Here is a 16,922-nt window from a genome sequence, read left to right as displayed (position 1 = left end):
TTCACCTGCCTCCGATGTATATTATCAGGCTTCTTGCAAGAAAGATTGCAAATAAGCCGGGTAGCAGATTTATCATCATGTTTGCAAACCCGTATACAGGCTGCATTTGCACGGTCTGTACAATGAATGTGGAGAATGTGGTGAATGCGCCTAAAAACCCGATGCCTGCAAACATTCGGATGCGTGGGGTCAGGTAACCGATATAGTCAGAGTAGAACAGTAACAATCCCAGCAGGAAACTTCCCACCACGTTCACAACCAGTGTTCCCCGGGTACCGGGTATTATGGTGAACGTGCCATATCTGCATACCGCTCCCAGGAATCCACCGGTTCCTATTAAAAAGAGATTGGTAACATCCCGGTATTCCATGGGATTGTCCCACCATTTTTATTTATCCACCGGAAACCGGGGGGAATATGGCGACTTCATCTTTTTCTGTAATCGCTGTGTCTGTACCTTCAAGATGCTGGATATTTTCCCCGTTGATCAGGATGTTTATATATCCTCTGAGTTTTTTGCCATCTTCAAATATAAGTTCCTCAAGATTCGGGTATTTTGCAATTATTTCATCCAATATCTCAGAAACGGTATCGCCGTTGACCTCTACTTCAGAAGTTCCGGCCTTTTCCCTGACATTGGCAAACAATCTAACCTTCTTGGCAGCCATAGTTTTTCCCACGTCAGGCTGGTTTATAAAATATTCGTTAAAATTAGTAGTTAGATGAAGAATAATGGTGGGATAGCGCGGATTTGAACCGCAGTCCAAGCGTCCCAAACGCTCGAGGATCGGCCAGGCTACCCTACTATCCCACATGATATAAGGGCATCCCCCCTAAATGCACTTCTCCTAGATATATCTAACTATTGAAGGGCGCAGAAGAGGGTGAAAATTAGTTCAGTTGCTGTCTCCTTCCCACCTGGGATATACGTCATTATCAATATTCAGAAGATCCAGCACCCGCCCGGCCATGAAATCAATTAAGTCGTCTATTGATTGCGGTTTGTTGTAGAATGCAGGACATGCAGGCAAAACCTGGGTGCCGGATTCCTTGAGTTTGAGCAGGTTTTCCAGATGGATTCGGCTGAAAGGAGTCTCCCGCACCATCAGGATAACATTCCTGCCTTCCTTGAGGCAGACATCAGCAGCCCTTGTAAGGAGATTATCTGAGATTCCGTGTGCAATGGAAGCAGCAGTTTTCATGCTGCAGGGGGCTATTATCAAAGCATTGTAAGGATGCGATCCGCTTGCTACAGAAGCAGTAAAATCTTTTTCCTCGTGTACCTCACAGGCAAGTTTTTCCACCTCTTCGATATTCCAGTTTGTTTCTATATTTATTATTTGCCTGGCTGCAGAGGTTATTACAAGGTGTGTATAAATTCCCTTTTCTGCAAATATTTCAAGTAGCCTGATTCCGTACTGTGCCCCGGAGGCCCCACTGATTCCCACTACAACTTCCATATTATTCCTCAATTATATCTATAAGTTCGTCAACCATGAGTTCTGCGGTATCGCATATTTTCCTGACCTCATCAGGTTGTATGTTGTTGAAATGTATCCCCACAAGGAAAACAGTATCCTTGCCGGTTTTCCTGTTAATGCGGCCTGCCTGTCTGTGTGCAATTTCATCATCCCTGTGTCCGGGCAGGGTAATGACCGAGGACGCACCAGAATTACCCACAGCAACTGCTCCTATATGCTCATCGCCGCCCGTAAGTGTTACAAGCAAACTGTCTCCAATAATGCGCCATCTAAGAAAAAGTTTCCTTTTCCCAGTTTTTTTTTCAATTACTTCCACTTATATCGCCTTATATATCCGTTAACTTGTATTGTCGGGTCTGTTTTTTAACCTCGAAAAAATCGGTTGCTATTTTCTTCACACTCTCCCTGTGTTCCCTGGGGGTATAAACCCCAAGCTTCCAGTTATCACGGTGTGCTTTTTCAAGAGTTGCTACAAGATGGGAGGCTTTATCAAGGGTCATTTTCTTTCCGTTGACCTTGATCAATGCTTTCATTTCCTCTATACGGGGCAATTTCGGAATATCTATGAGGACTTCTTCTTCATCAATTCCCACCTCTTCTGCTATTTCTTTTTCCACCCTCTGGATGGATTTGCGATAGCCCAAAACCTTCTCATCAACGTCATCAAACCCTACATAAAGGGCACGTTTGTACAGTTTTCTCTCATCAATCCTGTTGATCATCTCCCCGGCGTAACCACCATCCTGGCGCATGGTTTCAAACAGGCGGTAATCATCCATATCCTGAAGGCTGGAGGGATCGAGTTTCTCCTGCTCTATCAAATATTCGATGCCTCTTGTTATCATTGTTTCTGAGATGCGTGTCACATGATGGAAATATACCGAAGGATGCATTAAAAAACGTGATACAAGCAGGGATTCGGCTGCATTGAGTCCACCTTCTGTTACAACCAGTTTATCTTCATAGAATTGCATTTTATGGATCAGGCGGCTATGATCTACAAGACCGTATGCAACGCCAGTGTAATGTGCATCACGAATGAGGTAATCCATGCGGTCAACATCAATCTCACTGTTTATAATCTGTCCGAGGGAGGTTTTGCCCAGGATGTGGTCTGCGATCCTGGATATGTTGAGGCCGGCATCACTGCAAACTTCTGCTATATCTCCTTTGCGCAGCAGGTGTTTTACATCTTCATGCTCCCTGCGGGTGTATTTTTTGATGATGCCTTCTGTCACATGGGAAAGGGGTCCGTGTCCTATATCATGCAACATTGCAGCAACCCTGAGTTCATCGATTTCAGATTGTTGTACTGAATCTATTTCTCCCGCAAGGGTTGTAGCCAGGTGATGTGCACCCAGTGAATGTTCAAAACGAGTATGGTTGGCACCCGGATATACCAGGTTGGAAAGTCCTAGCTGGCGTATCCTCCTGAGACGCTGCATGCGGGGTGTATCCATAAGGGATACTGCAAGTTCGTCAAGTTCGACATGACCGTGTACGGGGTCCCTCATGACCTTCATGTTTTTAAATAACCGTTCATATTATAATGATGTTGTGATTTGTTGTGATTTTGGTAGTAAATTGAGGTAATATCGTGATAATATTTTCCGGTGGAACCGGCACCCCCAAGTTCCTTGATGGCCTGATGCGGACAATGGACGAAGAAGAAATTACAGTTGTCGTGAATACCGCGGAAGACCTGTGGGTATCGGGTAATCTTGTAACACCGGATATTGATACAGTACTCTACCTTTTTGCCGGTATGATAGATCGCGATAAATGGTGGGGTATTGCAGGTGATACATTCCGCACTTTCAATGCTATGAAGGATTGTGGTTATGATGAAAAGATGATGCTTGGGGACCGGGATCGGGCCACGCATATCATGAGATCTGAAATGATTCGCAACGGAGCTACCCTGACTGAAGCAATTGTAAACCTTTGTTCAAGTTTTGGTATCAAGGCCAACATCCTGCCGATGTCAGATGATCCGGTATCCACCATCATCCGCACACCCCAGGGCTGGATGCATTACCAGGATTTCTGGATTAAGCATCAGGGCAAACCCGATGTACTTGAAGTTAAGATGGTTGGGATCGGTGAAGCTTCTATATCCCCTGCTGTGCTGGAAAAACTACGGGAAGATAGCAATGTCCTGATTGGACCCAGCAATCCGATTACAAGCATAGGGCCCATCATATCCCTTGCTGGAATGCCTGAAATCCTTAAAAGTAAAAATGTGGTTGCAATCAGTCCTATTATCGGGAATGAACCTGTTAGCGGTCCTGCTGGTAAACTTATGAAAGCATGTGGTTACGGTATTTCTTCAAATGAAGTTGCAAGGTGCTATCATGACTTTCTGGATGTGTTTGTAACAGATATCCGTGATCCACAGGTTTGTAATTCTTTTGAAAATATGGATTGCAGTATAGTAAAGGCTGATACTATGATGTCTTCTGTAGATATAAGTATACAATTGGCAGGTTATGTAAGGAATCTGTTTGAGTCCCTGGAATAATTGTGCTTGAAAATTTTAAACATGCTTAAAATTCAGAAGCAAAGAGTATATATGTTAACATTCCCTATCATTTACTATACTAAAATGCTTGCTTACCTTAATGGGGGTGGTATGAGCGGGCTGGGGAGTGGGGGTACTAAAAAAGGGATTAAAACCCGCTCATCTATACACCCTTATGTAAGTCTCGTATATACACTTTTCCCCTGTTCTTATGCTTAATGTGTTGCTATTGCTTTTCTACAGGGTCCATTTTTGCAGCTCTGCTTGCAGGATACACCCCTGCAATGAGGTTGAGTACGAATACAGCAAGGATGGTTAGTAACTGTTGGGGCTTGTCCTGCTGGTCGTTGCTGTCTATATGTATCGCAGAAAATGGAATCCTAAGGAATGATCAGGTAATCTCTTATGGTCAGGCTTTCAGAGGCGGTAAAGTTAGCTTTTGCCAGCATAGGTAGTGCGAAATTGCGCTCTGCCCTGACTACCCTGGGTATTATCATAGGGGTGGCCGCTGTAATTGCCAACATATCCATGGGGACCAGTTTCGGGCAGTACTTCGAAGAAGAAATAGGAGCATCGGGTACTAATTTTATCGTTATATTCACCCAGAAAAACAATGTATTCGGAGATTCCCAGTTCAATGTGGTTGAAAATACCAATGGTGTTGCTGCTGTCTCCCCACTTAACCAGCAATCAGCGACCCTGAAGTACCAATCAGCGGAGCGTACCGCAACTGTCAGTGGGGTCCTTCCCGATTATGAGAAAGTGGGGAACATAAATATGGAACACGGCCAGTTTCTGACCAGTCAGGACAGGAACGTGGCTGTAATCGGTTCGGATGTGGCCTATGATAAGTTTGACCGGAATCTATCTGTCAAGAATTTTATAAATATCAGTATAAGAAATGTGGATGGAGGGATGAGTACAGGGACGTTTCGTGTAAAGGGTATCATACAGGACCCGGATGCCTCCTTCGTATCTCCTGAAGTGGATCCTGCAGGACGTGTTTTTATTCCTCTTGCTGTCATGCAACAGATGCAGCACAGGGATGATATAGGGGGATTTTTCATTAAAGCGGATTCTCTCGAAATCCTGGATAGGGTTACCGATGATGTGGATGAAAACCTTGCCCGTTCGGTGGGAGTACCCAGCAGGGATATTGATAACGAGGATGCCAAACCCTATTCGATCTTCAACCAGACGGATATCCTGGATAACCTGAATCAGCTTTCCAGTGCCCTGACAACCCTGCTGACCTCTGTAGCACTGATTGCCCTGGTGGTGGGCTCGATAGGTATTATGAATATTATGCTTGTAAGCGTGACTGAAAGGACAAAGGAAGTGGGCTTGCTCAAGTCCCTGGGTTTTTTGCCCGTGCGAATATACTGACCCTGTTCCTTATAGAATCGGTGGTTCTGAGTGCTATTGGTGGCATACTGGGTACAGTTTTGGGTATTGCTGCTTCCTATGGTGTAGGTTACTTTTTGGATTTACCTTATATTTTCCCATTCTATCTCATTGTTGTGGGTTTCCTGGTTGCCCTGGCCATAGGATTGGTTGCTGGTCTCTATCCTGCCAACAAAGCCTCGAAACTCGATCCCGTGGAAGCCCTGCGGACCCAGTGATAAAGGTTCGAATGGGTTTGCAGCTTAAAAAATAAATATATAATGTGAATGCCATGTATTCACATGGAGATGGTTACTTGAAGATTAACACTCATGCAGGAGCAGGTTTGCTTTTGATTGCTTTTATCGTTGTGGTGGCCGCAGTTGTCCTTTCCCCGGGGTGTGCGGACGATGGTGGTACAGGTGTGAATGAAAGTGTGGATGCCCACACGTTGAACAACGGTACGGAACTGTCCGGCCAGTGGGACAGTAGCACAGTGAATGCTTCCACCGGGGATTATTTCTCAGTACGCCTGGAAGAAAATCCCTCCACAGGGTACCAGTGGAACCTGACAACTTCCGATGGCATCAAAATCGTAGAAGATAAGTTTGAATCGCCTGAAAATGAGGATGTCGTGGGTGCACCGGGTTTCCGTGTATGGACCTTCAGGATTATGGATAACGGAAAACAGCAGATTGATGCCATCTACAAGCGTCCCCGGGAAAACGTCACGGGTGAGGAAGACACTTTCAGCCTGACACTGGAAGTTGAAGGAGAACCGGTTGTCCCTGCAGATGGCGATGACACCGAGTATATCTACGGCACCGCCGATGTGGATAACATAGACATAATGGTGATGGAATCCTTCCCGGTCCAGGTCAGTGTCCATGCCACCGGTAACTTTAAGGATGGTTGCACCGTGATCGATGAGGCCAATATCACAACTGCAAAAACAGGCAACACATTCAATGTCCATATTCCTACAAAGCGCCCTAAGGATGCCATATGCACCCAGGCCCTTGTGCCCTTCGAGATCAACGTACCCCTTGATGTCTACGGTCTGGAGAAGGGTAATTACACCGTGGATGTGAATGGTGTGCAGGATTCCTTTGAATTGCAGACGGATAATGTGCTTGAGTGAAGATGGATGATTTGGATGCCGTACTCCTGTTGTGGAGTTTGGCATTATTTTTTAGTAGGTTTTTTGTGGAGTTCAAAAACAATTATATTTCTTTTATGATTATTTCGATCAATTCCTTCTCGTATTTGGTGACAATTATATTCCATTTCACCTAAACATTTGACAAAACCATCTCCTGATTGTTCAAATAAATAGATCTCTTTGCCGTCTTTTAGATGGTCTCTTATAGATTTATTTCCGCGTTTAAATTCCATATCTCCAACTTGTCCTTCACCAGTGTAGTGAAATATTTCATTGCTTTTCCATCCATCTTCATAACCATGTTCTTTACCAGAATTTCCTGTAAAAAGCAAAATCATATCACTTTTCCTACAGCTCGCAATTCCGCCTTGTCTATTCCCACCATATTCATCATGGAGCTTGCTTCTTTTGTATGTCTCTCCTTCTCTAAGCATATTTATCAACTAGAATGTATTAGTTTACAATAAAAAACTTATTAATAATATTTATCTTGATATCACTATATTAGTAATTTAAGAAGTTAAAATGGTAAAAGTCAATAAAATTATTGAAAAATAGTCTGAGCGCCGGGTTGGGGGCCGGATTTTAGTAAAAAAGCACAAACCTTTTATTAGTAATTAAGCCCTGCCTACAATATATTTATTGTTTAGTCGTGTAAACCCATAAAATTTAGTTCATAACAAGTGCCCGTAGCGAGCCACAAACTCACACTTCGGTGCCTAACATCTATTTTTCACTTTGCTTAACTTAAACTTATGCTAAAAAAGATAACATGAATTATATTTAACTATTGCTCCATAGGTTGATATCAAACAATTATTAAATATATTCGAAGATTTCAATAAAGAGACAAATTTTGAGTTACAAATCATATCCGAAAAAAGAAGTGCCGTCAAAATTATTTTAAATTAATCTCATCTCGATAATTTCGAAACATATAAAAACTTTAAAATTATTTATTATTAAAAACTAAATGATTGGGTATAATGGGTGTTAAACTGGGGTTAAGGTCTCTAAATTTAAAACGAGCTTATTCATCAGATGATGATGATCTACTAAATGATTTTTATATTCCTGTATTAGAAAAATCTATTGAATACAATAGACTTGCTGGATTTTTTTCTTCAACTAGCTTGGCCATATCTGCCAGAGGTGTTACAGGTTTAATAAGAAACGATGGTAAGATGAGAATAATCGTTTCGCCAAAAATTAATCAAGCGGACATATATATAATTGAGCAAGCAATAAAATCTCCCGAACAAGTAATTCAAGAAAAAATGCTATTGGAACTCGAAGATTTAGAAAATGAATTTGTAAAAGATCATGTTTTTGCTTTAGGATGGATGTTAGCAAATCATAAAATCGATATAAAAGTTGCAATTGCTAGAGATGATTATGGTTCCCTTTTAATTGCAAATCAAATACAACAAGTTGGTCTTTTTCATCAAAAAGTAGGAATCTTTAAAGATTCTGAAGGGAACATTGTTACATTTAGTGGTTCAGTAAATGAAACTGCGATGGGATGGACGGGCAATATTGAAGAATTCAAAGTATTCCAGAATATTTACGAAGACCAAAAAGAGTATGTTGATGCAGATGTCAGCAAATTTGAACGGTATTGGAACAATAAATCCAAAAATCTAAATGTAGTAGACCTACCATCAGCAGTAAAATCAAAATTGATAGATATTGCACCCAATGATTTTGACAAAATAAATCTTGAAAAGTGGAGTAAAAAGAAAAATAAGGTGCAACTTTTTGAAACTCAAGAAAAAGCTATTGACGCCTGGTTTAACAATGGTCGTAAAGGGATATTTGAAATGGCCACTGGAACAGGGAAAACATTTACTTCATTAGGCTGCTTGGATAAACTTACAAACATTGAATCTAATTTTTTGACTATTATAACTTGCCCATATCAACATCTAGTTCAACAATGGAAGAGAGAATTAGATAATTTTGGTATTGAATATGACAAATTGATTATAGCTGATAGTTCTAATCATAAATGGAAAAGTGAATTAGTCGATACTTTGCAGAATATGCATATTGATTCCATTATGAAAACATCAGAAAATAGCAATAATATCGTTATTACTACTCATACCACCTTTTCTTCAAAAGATTTCAAGTCCATTGTTGAGGATTATAAAAATAACCTTGAATTTTTCTTAATCGCTGATGAAGTCCATGGTATTGGAGCGGCATTCAACAAAAAGGGAATGCTCCCTGCATACAATTGGCGGTTAGGATTAAGTGCTACACCTGAAAGATGGTTTGATGAAATCGGTACTAAAGAAATCTATGAATTTTTTGACAAAATCGTTTATAAATTAGATTTAGAAGATGCAATAAATACTATAAATCCAGCAACGAGCGAACCTTATTTGACAAGATATAGATATATACCAAAGTTCGTGCCCCTACAAGATGATGAATTGGAAGAATATATACAAAAAAGCAAATCTATTGCAGTAAAGTATGCAAATCAAAAAAAACAAGCAGAAAAAGATAAAATATTAGAAGCATTGCTTTTTAGAAGGGCCGATATAATAAAAAATGCCAAAAATAAATATAGCGTTCTTGAGAAAGTTTTGGACGAAATCCAAGATGATCTAATTCACACAATAATATATTGTACTTCAGAACAAATGATACCAGTTTTATCTATCATCAAAAAGAGAAAAATTATAGCACATCAATTCACGATGAACGAAAACCCAGGTCCAGTAAAAGAATATAACGGAAAATCTGAAAGAGAATATATTTTAGAGAAATTTGCTGATGGTAGTTACCAAGTATTAATTGCAATGAAATGTCTAGATGAAGGAGTAGATGTACCTCCAGCAAAGAGAGCTATTTTAATGGCAAGTAGTGGAAATCCTAGAGAATATATTCAAAGAATTGGACGTGTTATTAGAAGATATCCAAGTAAAAAAGAAGCTACAATATATGATATTATCATAAGACCAACTTTTGATTATCTGCCACCCAACATCAAAGAGATAGAAATGAAAATATTTGAAAAAGAATTAAGACGATGTGAAGAAATTGCAACCATTGCAACAAACAGTGCTGAAGCATTGAAAATGATTTATGCTATCAAAGTGAAATGCATGGGGGATACATTATGGCGAACATCAAAGTGAATGAAAACATATTAGGCACTATCAGAGAAGAAGCAAATGACAAATTAGTGGCGGATTTTTTGATTGAATTAATGTATGAAGAAGTTGAACATCCTGGCCATTGGCACTGGAAAAATACTTACAGATCTAAAATACGTGAGTATACAAAAATGAGGGAAAAGCATGAGAATTGAAAAAGTTGCCATTCAAAACTATCGCCAGCATATTAATACAGAAATTTTATTTAAAAAATTTTCAAGTAACGACTTACATATAATAGTTGGTGAAAATGGAACTGGAAAAACAAATATATTGAATGCTATTAACTGGTGTTTATATGGAGAGGAACCCCATATTTCCAATGATTCCAAAAAGTTACCTCTATTTAACCTTAAAGCAGTTGAAGAATTGTATGGTGATGAAGACCTAAAAGTAGCAGTTGAAGTTTGGGTTGAAACTGATGAGGAAATTACAATAATTTTCAGCCGGAATGCTATTTATAAAAAACCTGAGTTAGGAAAAAATGTTGATCCTTCGAATATAAATTTTGATGTCAAAATTGTTGGTTCCGATGGAAATACACAGATACATTTCAATGAAAAAGCTGCTAGTTATGTTGGCCGTTTTGTTCCAAAAGATATAAGGGAATTTTTCTTCTTCGATGGTGAAAGACTCGACCAATATTTCAAGGAAGCTACTGGTCAAAACATTCGTCATGCTATTTTTGAAATTTCTCAGATCGATTTATTGGAAAATCGCCTTGAATCAAAACTTGATGATTGTTTAAGTGAATTAAGAAGAGAGGCAGGTAAAAAAAGTCCAAAAATCGAAGAAACACGAAAGAGTTACGAAGAAGTTACTGATAAAATAAAAGATACAATTAAGGAAATTGATACATGCAAGCAACAAATAGAAATAGCACAAAATCAACTCCAAAAATGTGACGAGAATCTAAGAGGAGTTCCTGATGTAAGTGAGTTACAGGAAAGAGTGAAGGAACTTGATAAGCAAAAAATTGATAAAAAGAGTTTATACAAAGTTGCTTATAAAGAAAAGCAAGAGTTGCTTTTTGAAGTTGGTATCCTTATAAGGACATGGCCTGCAATTAAAAAAACGATTGCAGTTATTGAAGAGAAAAAGAATAAAGGTGAATTGCCACCAACTTATGACAAGGACCTTCTGTTAAGGACGATTGAAGATTCTATATGCAAAATATGTGGAAATCCACTAAATGAAAACACAAAAACACGTGTAAATAAGTTATTAAATGAAATAACATTATCTACTCAAGTAGCTCATGGCCTCCAAATAATGGAAGCTCCCTTATTTCAAATAGAACAAAAGCTAAAAAGATTCCAGAATAAGTTTGTTACTATTTCTGAACAGATTAAATCTTATGATGGAGATCTTACAAAGATTGAGAATGAGCTAGAAGACATTAACAAAAAAATTGGAGGTTACAATCTACCAAAAATTAAAGAATGGCATCAAGAGCAAACTAAGTTCAAAGGTATTTTAGAAAACGAAACTATGCGAAAGGGTGTCTTGCAAAAACGTTATGAAGGATTCATTGATGAACAAAAAAGATTAAATGAAGAATTGGATAAAGAAATTGAAAAAGGTCAGAAAGCAAAAGAGCTGAAAACACAGATTGATTTTTGTAAAAAATCATACGATGTTGTAAAGAGTACAAAGCAAAAAATAATGAATAATACTAGAGAACAAATAGAAGCAGAAACAAAAGCAATCTTTTTCGAGTTACTATGGAAAAAGACCACCTTTAAAGATGTGAAAATAAATGATGATTATAGCATAAGTCTCATTCATTTCATGGATTACGAATGTTTAGGCAGTATAAGTGCAGGAGAAAGAGAACTTTTGGCACTTGCTTTCACTTTGGCTTTACATAAAGTCTCTGGTTTTGATTCACCAATTTTAATAGATACTCCTGTTGCAAGGATCTCCAGCAAGCATCGAGAAAATTTTGGAATTGCTCTTGCTAATATTAGCGAAAATAAACAAACAATATTGCTATTTACCCCAGATGAATATTCTGAAAACATTAGCCAGATATTGAATAATTATGCAAATACACATGTTTCTTTGAAAATGTCCTCTGACGAAAAAGAGACACTAGTGAGAGGGATATAATGACTAGAAGAATAATTGATAGAATATTTGTCGAGAAGGACCAAAAAGAAAAACTATATTCTGAAATAGATATATTAGAAGAGAAATCGAGAAAAGAACAATTTTTTATGGCAATGTCAGTCGGTTTCAAAAATGGTGTAAGAAGAAAATTAATCAAAAAAGACGGTATGTTTTTATTAAAAAACTTACAACCAGAAGATGAAACTATACTTAATTCGATAGCAATTAGTGAAACTGATTCTGTAGAAGTTATTGCAGATAAAGAAAAAGTTTATGCAATTGCAGAAGAATATGCGAATGCTGGAATTCAAATACTATATGACAAAGTAAATTCTGTTCAACTTGGTACACTTGAAAAACATTTGGAATCAGAGATTGCCGAACTGTACAGACAGTTAGACATTAACAATAAAGAATGAGCGCCCTTTAAAGTATTTTTTAACAATTTGGTGATGCAATGAAATTTGATGAAAACAAAATTGGTCCACATTTAATAAATATAATTACTTCTGGATTATATGATGGAAATTTAAATTGCGTAAGGGAATATGTACAAAATTCCGTTGATGCAAAAGCAAAAAACATTAATGTTTCATTTGAAAATGGTATGAATTTAGTAATAGAAGATGATGGAACAGGAATGGACTTAAACGAATTAGAAAATGCTTTAAATGTAGGCATATCTAACAAAAATGAATTTAATGTTGGATGGAGAGGAATCGGAATTTGGAGTGGAGTTTCAGTTTGTGAAAAGATAGTGATAATTACAAAGAAAAAAAACAGTGGGAAATATCGAATAGAAATTGATAACAATAAAATCAGAAAAGAAATAAACAATACAAATTCTATTTTAAAAATACTAGAAAATTCAACTACAGACATTTCAAAATTGTCTTTAGGAAGAGATGATTCATATCTAGATGGTCAATTTACAATAATACGTTTAGAAAGGATTTTAAGACCTCAAAAAGATATATTTGAATCCGAAAATATAAAAGAGTACTTACAAAAAGTTACTCCTGCTTCATTTAACCCAAATGAATTTACACTAGGTTCAAAAATCGAGAATTATCTCCAGCAAAAAGGAGTCGCGTTTCCAAAAGTAAATATCAAATTAGAAGATGAAACAATTTATAGACCACCTTATACTACAGAACCTTTTTTTGAAAAAGTCATTACTAAAGATTTTATTGTAGGTGACAAGCTTGTTGCCGTAGGTTGGATATTGTCATCACAAGCAAATAAAGGACTTAAATCTCCGAATAAGGGTATTTTTTTCAAAAAGAAAGGTTTCACAATTGGAAACGAAAATCTAGTGAAAAATTTGTATGAAGGGTCATACAATGAATGGCAATTCGGCGAAATTCATGTTATTTCAAATGAAATCGTTGAAAACGCTGCAAGAAACCAGTTTGAGCTAAATAGTGGACTTGTCGATAAATTATATGAACAGGTTTCTGAATTCATAGGTTCACTTGATAGTCTTAATCGTTATCAATCATCTAAAGTACCTTCCTCTAATATTTCTAATGCTCAAAAGTATCTGAATGAGGGCAATATTAAAAGTGCCGAACATGAAATCAATAAAGCACATGAAAAAGTTACTAGAGTGAAGAATTATCCAAAAGACCCTGATTTAGGGCCTCTCAAGAAGAATATAGAAAAAAAGATACAAACTGACACAGACACATTGAAACAACTAAAAGAACAAATTCAAAAGTCCAAGGCTAGTCCCTCAAAAAACAAAATTAAAAAGGACCGATTAAATGCAACAATTGATAGTCTTCCAGATGATATAAAGAAGAGTATCAAACGCGCAAATTCAAAGGGAAGATTGATACCAGAAATTAGTATAACTGACCCTATAAGAGAAATGCTTGCAGAGCGGGTTGGGCATGATGACGAGATAAAAGAGTTGACCCAAGAAGCATATGGTTGGAAAGATGTACGAATAAATAAAGGGAATCGTATTTTAACTCTTGGAGATAAAGGCAATGACGCTAGAGATGCACGTTTAGGTCTTCTAATATATACTTTTCATGACATTATAGTAAATCCAACCAAACATGAAAAAAAAGGTTTTGAATGGTTTAATTCTTGTTCAGAAGAAGAGAAATTGGATGTGATGAATGAAATATATTCTACGCTTGGATTAATGCATCGTTTAATAAAAAATTCAAAGGAATTCAAGTCTAAAAAGGATCATAAGAAATAATCATATTGAGATCCTTTTTCTCATTTCACCGTAATCTTTATGACAAGGATGTACTAACTAGTAGCTATGAATATATTATTAGTTGAACCTGATTATTATACAAAATATCCTCCATTAGGTTTAATGAAATTAGCATCTTACTATAAGTCTTATGGGAATTCTGTTAAGCTAGTTAGAGGTATTGACAAGGACCTTGATTTTCATCCCGATATAATAGAAGTAACATCTCTTTTTACATATGCCTGGAAACCGGTGCACAAAGTGATTAAGCACTACCACAATCAGTACCCTGGCGCCAAAATAAACGTTGGAGGTATTTACGCATCTTTACTACCAGACCATATAAAAGAAGTATTTCCCTTTGTGAATATACAGTTGGGCCTTCATGAAGAAGCAGAAGATTACATGCCTTCATATGATATCCTAAAAGATGTCCCGAAATGGCAAGATTGGAATAGTTCCATTCTATTTTCATCAAGAGGCTGCATTAGAAAATGTCCTTTTTGTGCAGTTCCAAAAATGGAAGGTAAATTCAGACCTGTAGTAAAAGATGTTGAAAGATATATTCATCCAGAGCATAAAAAAGTGATATTTTGGGATAATAATTTTTTTGCTACCCCCCATTGGAAAGAGATTATTACAAATCTTAAAGATATGGGCCTAAAGGTCGATTTCAATCAAGGGCTTGATGCAAGATTGGTCGATGAAGAAAAAGCTTCCATGATTGCAGAATTAAAAATGGATACTATTAGAATGGCCTATGATGTACCAGAAGAAAAAGAAGCAATTACTAAAGCTGTCAATCTACTACATGCCAATGGAATCAATAAAAGAAAAATTCTGTTTTATAATTTGTATAATTTCTATGATGAAAATACCTCCAAAGGTGATACTCCAGAATCTTTTTTGGACCGGGTCAAGTATGTATTGGAATTAGGTTGTGTCTCATATCCAATGCGATTTGAACCATTGACATCATTAAAGAAGAATGAATATGTGTCCCCTTTTTGGGATGAGACAAAACTAGAGATGGTAGCTAAATCCAGAAGAGTCATTGGTTTTGGAGGTGTGTTCCCTCCTTATGAAGGTTTAATCAATAAGTTCGATGAGGCCAGGTCTTTTGAAGAGGCTTTTAGGTTGCGTCCAATTGAGTCAAAAGTTAAGGAGACATCTATAGAAACCAACAAAAAGCAAATGTTTTGTGCCTGATTTTTATAATGTAGATAGAAATTTATAGAAGGAATATACACTAAAACCAAAATGGTATATTTTCATTTCAAAATGTATGAAATAATAGATAAGGGGGTATTTTTATGATAAAAAATATTCATCTCGAAAACTTCAAAGGCTTACAAAACTCTCAAAAAATAGACTTAAAACCCCTAACTGTACTATGTGGTACAAATAGTAGCGGAAAATCAACAATAATCCAAAGTCTTTTGCTCCTAAAACAAACTTTTGAAAACCAATCGAGATATGGAAAAATAGTCTTAAATGGACAGTATGTTCACATGGGTTCATTTAAAAATATAGTATACAATCAAAATAAAAAAAATGAAGTAAAAATAAGTTTTGAAATTGAGCCCCTAAATAATTCTATTACGAAGCGATACAAAAAAAATCTTCAACATCGATTTTTACGTGCTTTTAGATTTATAAATAATAAAGGAGAAGATGTTAAAAAATCATTGATGGTTAGTTATGGCCTAAAATTAGATGATAAGACAAACAGAAGAGAGCCTATTATTAATAATTTTTATTTTTGCACTCAAAATTCTTCAAAAAATGAATCTTCAATAGGAACGTCTATACACATAAATCACAAAAAAAATAATGAATATGAATTAAAATGGAAAAAAACTCGTCCGCAACCTTTCGCTAATATTGATTTAAAAACATCTTCTTTTGAACACATAGACAAATATTTTTGTCCTAATTGCAATCGCAATCATAGAATAAATTCAGACGTTGGTTCTAAGCATTTTGTCAAATATATTTATTATGAAAACTTTCATGCAAACGGACATCCAGAATACACAAATTTGATACCTGAAGTCAAAATAGAAGAAGGACAAAATTTGCAACATTTAAATCGTCCTCTTTATTCATTGAGACATATTATGGAAATTGAATTTGGTGATTTTGTCTATATTGGACCTCTGAGAAAAGAACCTTCTAGAAGATATATCTATGAAGAAGAATATTTGAATATTGGAAATAAAGGTGAAAATGCCCCATTTATTTTGGCCCTTGAAGGGAAAAGAAAAATAGACCCTTATTATTATTTTGATGAACAAAGAGAAGAATGGGAATTAATAGAAAATGATAATCTAGAAAAAGCTGTGAACCGCTGGTTAAAGTACATGGATATTTCTGATAGTTATAATTTGGAATCAAAAGAAGAAATTATTAGATTGTATATACAATCTGGACAATATGGTGATTCAAAAATAACTTTAGCAGATGTAGGATTTGGAGTTAGTCAAATACTGCCTATATTAGTAGAAGGCCTAAGAATAAAACCAAGACAAACTTTAATTTTAGAACAACCAGAAATACACTTACACCCCAAATTACAAATGAAATTGGCCGATTTTTTTATTTCAATGATTCTTTCGAAAAAGAGAATTATAGTTGAAACACATAGCGACCATTTGATAAATAGAATTGTTAGAAGAATTATTGAATATGAAGATGAATCCATAAACTCAAATACAAATATTTTGTTCTTTGATTCAATTAATGGGCACACTCAAACCCGAAGTGTAGATATTGATGAAAAACGAGGTATAGTTGATTGGCCTCAAGGATTTTTTGACCAGTCTGCGGAAGAGAAAAGGGTTATTGTTCAAAAAGCAATCGAAAAAAGATTGAGGTAAAC

At 36.6% G+C, this 16,922-nt stretch carries 17 protein-coding genes and 1 tRNA gene; 11 read left to right on the top strand and 7 right to left on the bottom strand.

Annotated elements, in window-relative coordinates; genetic code table 11:
- Position 1 precedes the first annotated feature (1 nt).
- The 6 genes from crcB to CP947_RS04005 all read right to left on the bottom strand — a co-directional run bounded on the left by crcB (position 2) and on the right by CP947_RS04005 (position 3,004).
- Complete coding sequence (crcB, locus tag CP947_RS04030) at positions 2–370, bottom strand: fluoride efflux transporter CrcB (RefSeq protein ID WP_096711969.1); 369 nt, start codon at positions 368–370, stop codon at positions 2–4.
- Positions 371–392: 22 nt separating this feature from the next.
- On the bottom strand, positions 393–668 hold the full coding sequence (locus CP947_RS04025; RefSeq protein ID WP_096711968.1) for a ubiquitin-like small modifier protein 1: 276 nt from the start codon (positions 666–668) through the stop codon (positions 393–395).
- Between the two features lie 65 nt (positions 669–733).
- Positions 734–811: transfer RNA gene (locus CP947_RS04020), tRNA-Pro, on the bottom strand.
- A gap of 85 nt (positions 812–896) precedes the next feature.
- A complete protein-coding gene (locus CP947_RS04015; protein ID WP_096711967.1) occupies positions 897–1,460 on the bottom strand; it encodes a UbiX family flavin prenyltransferase in 564 nt (187 codons plus the stop codon).
- A gap of 1 nt (position 1,461) precedes the next feature.
- Positions 1,462–1,797, bottom strand: a complete 336-nt coding sequence (gene lpdD, locus CP947_RS04010) for a prenylated flavin chaperone LpdD (protein WP_096711966.1) — start codon at positions 1,795–1,797, stop codon at positions 1,462–1,464.
- A 10-nt stretch (positions 1,798–1,807) separates the two neighbouring features.
- Positions 1,808–3,004 (bottom strand): HD domain-containing protein, encoded by a 1,197-nt coding sequence (locus tag CP947_RS04005; RefSeq protein WP_096711965.1) that lies wholly within the window; start codon positions 3,002–3,004, stop codon positions 1,808–1,810.
- Positions 3,005–3,078: 74 nt separating this feature from the next.
- Here CP947_RS04005 and cofD point away from each other — a divergent pair, with 74 nt between their 5' ends.
- From cofD to CP947_RS03990, 4 genes are all read left to right on the top strand, one after another.
- Positions 3,079–4,002, top strand: coding sequence for a 2-phospho-L-lactate transferase (gene cofD, locus CP947_RS04000; protein WP_096711964.1), 924 nt, complete (start codon positions 3,079–3,081; stop codon positions 4,000–4,002).
- A 405-nt stretch (positions 4,003–4,407) separates the two neighbouring features.
- Entirely contained in the window at positions 4,408–5,388 is a 981-nt protein-coding gene (locus CP947_RS03995) for an ABC transporter permease (protein WP_341539151.1), read from the top strand.
- A 20-nt stretch (positions 5,389–5,408) separates the two neighbouring features.
- Complete coding sequence (locus tag CP947_RS11015) at positions 5,409–5,624, top strand: ABC transporter permease (RefSeq protein ID WP_341539152.1); 216 nt, start codon at positions 5,409–5,411, stop codon at positions 5,622–5,624.
- 77 nt (positions 5,625–5,701) lie between these two features.
- A complete protein-coding gene (locus CP947_RS03990; protein ID WP_164909011.1) occupies positions 5,702–6,526 on the top strand; it encodes a protease inhibitor I42 family protein in 825 nt (274 codons plus the stop codon).
- A 44-nt stretch (positions 6,527–6,570) separates the two neighbouring features.
- On the opposite strand, the gene CP947_RS03985 is transcribed toward CP947_RS03990, so the two are convergent.
- Positions 6,571–6,981, bottom strand: a complete 411-nt coding sequence (locus tag CP947_RS03985) for an HNH endonuclease (RefSeq protein ID WP_096711962.1) — start codon at positions 6,979–6,981, stop codon at positions 6,571–6,573.
- 552 nt (positions 6,982–7,533) lie between these two features.
- Here CP947_RS03985 and CP947_RS03980 point away from each other — a divergent pair.
- From CP947_RS03980 to CP947_RS03950, 7 genes are all read left to right on the top strand, one after another.
- Entirely contained in the window at positions 7,534–9,696 is a 2,163-nt protein-coding gene (locus CP947_RS03980; protein ID WP_096711961.1) for a DEAD/DEAH box helicase family protein, read from the top strand.
- On the top strand, positions 9,678–9,869 hold the full coding sequence (locus CP947_RS03975; RefSeq protein WP_096711960.1) for a hypothetical protein: 192 nt from the start codon (positions 9,678–9,680) through the stop codon (positions 9,867–9,869). The genes CP947_RS03980 and CP947_RS03975 overlap by 19 nt, the downstream gene beginning before the upstream one ends.
- Entirely contained in the window at positions 9,859–11,826 is a 1,968-nt protein-coding gene (locus tag CP947_RS03970) for an AAA family ATPase (RefSeq protein ID WP_096711959.1), read from the top strand. Before CP947_RS03975 ends, CP947_RS03970 begins: the two co-directional genes overlap by 11 nt.
- On the top strand, positions 11,826–12,245 hold the full coding sequence (locus tag CP947_RS03965) for a hypothetical protein (RefSeq protein ID WP_096711958.1): 420 nt from the start codon (positions 11,826–11,828) through the stop codon (positions 12,243–12,245). Before CP947_RS03970 ends, CP947_RS03965 begins: the two co-directional genes overlap by 1 nt.
- Before the next feature lie 38 nt (positions 12,246–12,283).
- Positions 12,284–14,041, top strand: a complete 1,758-nt coding sequence (locus CP947_RS03960) for an ATP-binding protein (protein WP_096711957.1) — start codon at positions 12,284–12,286, stop codon at positions 14,039–14,041.
- A gap of 66 nt (positions 14,042–14,107) precedes the next feature.
- Positions 14,108–15,250 (top strand): B12-binding domain-containing radical SAM protein, encoded by a 1,143-nt coding sequence (locus CP947_RS03955; RefSeq protein ID WP_096711956.1) that lies wholly within the window; start codon positions 14,108–14,110, stop codon positions 15,248–15,250.
- Positions 15,251–15,354: 104 nt separating this feature from the next.
- Positions 15,355–16,920, top strand: coding sequence for a DUF3696 domain-containing protein (locus tag CP947_RS03950; RefSeq protein ID WP_096711955.1), 1,566 nt, complete (start codon positions 15,355–15,357; stop codon positions 16,918–16,920).
- Positions 16,921–16,922: the final 2 nt, after the last annotated feature.

This window comes from Methanohalophilus euhalobius (assembly GCF_900215215.1).
Lineage (GTDB): Archaea > Halobacteriota > Methanosarcinia > Methanosarcinales > Methanosarcinaceae > Methanohalophilus > Methanohalophilus euhalobius.
The sequence above is the reverse complement of the archived record's forward strand: the minus strand, read 5'-3'. Positions and strand labels throughout refer to the sequence as shown.

What these genes read in the sequence shown, in the direction of transcription:
- CP947_RS04015 (WP_096711967.1), bottom strand. Translation starts at nt 1,460, where the DNA reads ATGGAAGTTGTAGTGGGAATCAGTGGGGCCTCCGGGGCACAGTACGGA.
- CP947_RS03985 (WP_096711962.1), bottom strand. Translation starts at nt 6,981, where the DNA reads ATGCTTAGAGAAGGAGAGACATACAAAAGAAGCAAGCTCCATGATGAA.
- CP947_RS03950 (WP_096711955.1), top strand. Translation starts at nt 15,355, where the DNA reads ATGATAAAAAATATTCATCTCGAAAACTTCAAAGGCTTACAAAACTCT.
- CP947_RS03980 (WP_096711961.1), top strand. Translation starts at nt 7,534, where the DNA reads ATGGGTGTTAAACTGGGGTTAAGGTCTCTAAATTTAAAACGAGCTTAT.
- CP947_RS03975 (WP_096711960.1), top strand. Translation starts at nt 9,678, where the DNA reads ATGGCGAACATCAAAGTGAATGAAAACATATTAGGCACTATCAGAGAA.
- CP947_RS03970 (WP_096711959.1), top strand. Translation starts at nt 9,859, where the DNA reads ATGAGAATTGAAAAAGTTGCCATTCAAAACTATCGCCAGCATATTAAT.
- CP947_RS03995 (WP_341539151.1), top strand. Translation starts at nt 4,408, where the DNA reads ATGGTCAGGCTTTCAGAGGCGGTAAAGTTAGCTTTTGCCAGCATAGGT.
- crcB (WP_096711969.1), bottom strand. Translation starts at nt 370, where the DNA reads ATGGAATACCGGGATGTTACCAATCTCTTTTTAATAGGAACCGGTGGA.
- CP947_RS03960 (WP_096711957.1), top strand. Translation starts at nt 12,284, where the DNA reads ATGAAATTTGATGAAAACAAAATTGGTCCACATTTAATAAATATAATT.
- CP947_RS03965 (WP_096711958.1), top strand. Translation starts at nt 11,826, where the DNA reads ATGACTAGAAGAATAATTGATAGAATATTTGTCGAGAAGGACCAAAAA.
- CP947_RS03955 (WP_096711956.1), top strand. Translation starts at nt 14,108, where the DNA reads ATGAATATATTATTAGTTGAACCTGATTATTATACAAAATATCCTCCA.
- CP947_RS04025 (WP_096711968.1), bottom strand. Translation starts at nt 668, where the DNA reads ATGGCTGCCAAGAAGGTTAGATTGTTTGCCAATGTCAGGGAAAAGGCC.
- CP947_RS04005 (WP_096711965.1), bottom strand. Translation starts at nt 3,004, where the DNA reads ATGAAGGTCATGAGGGACCCCGTACACGGTCATGTCGAACTTGACGAA.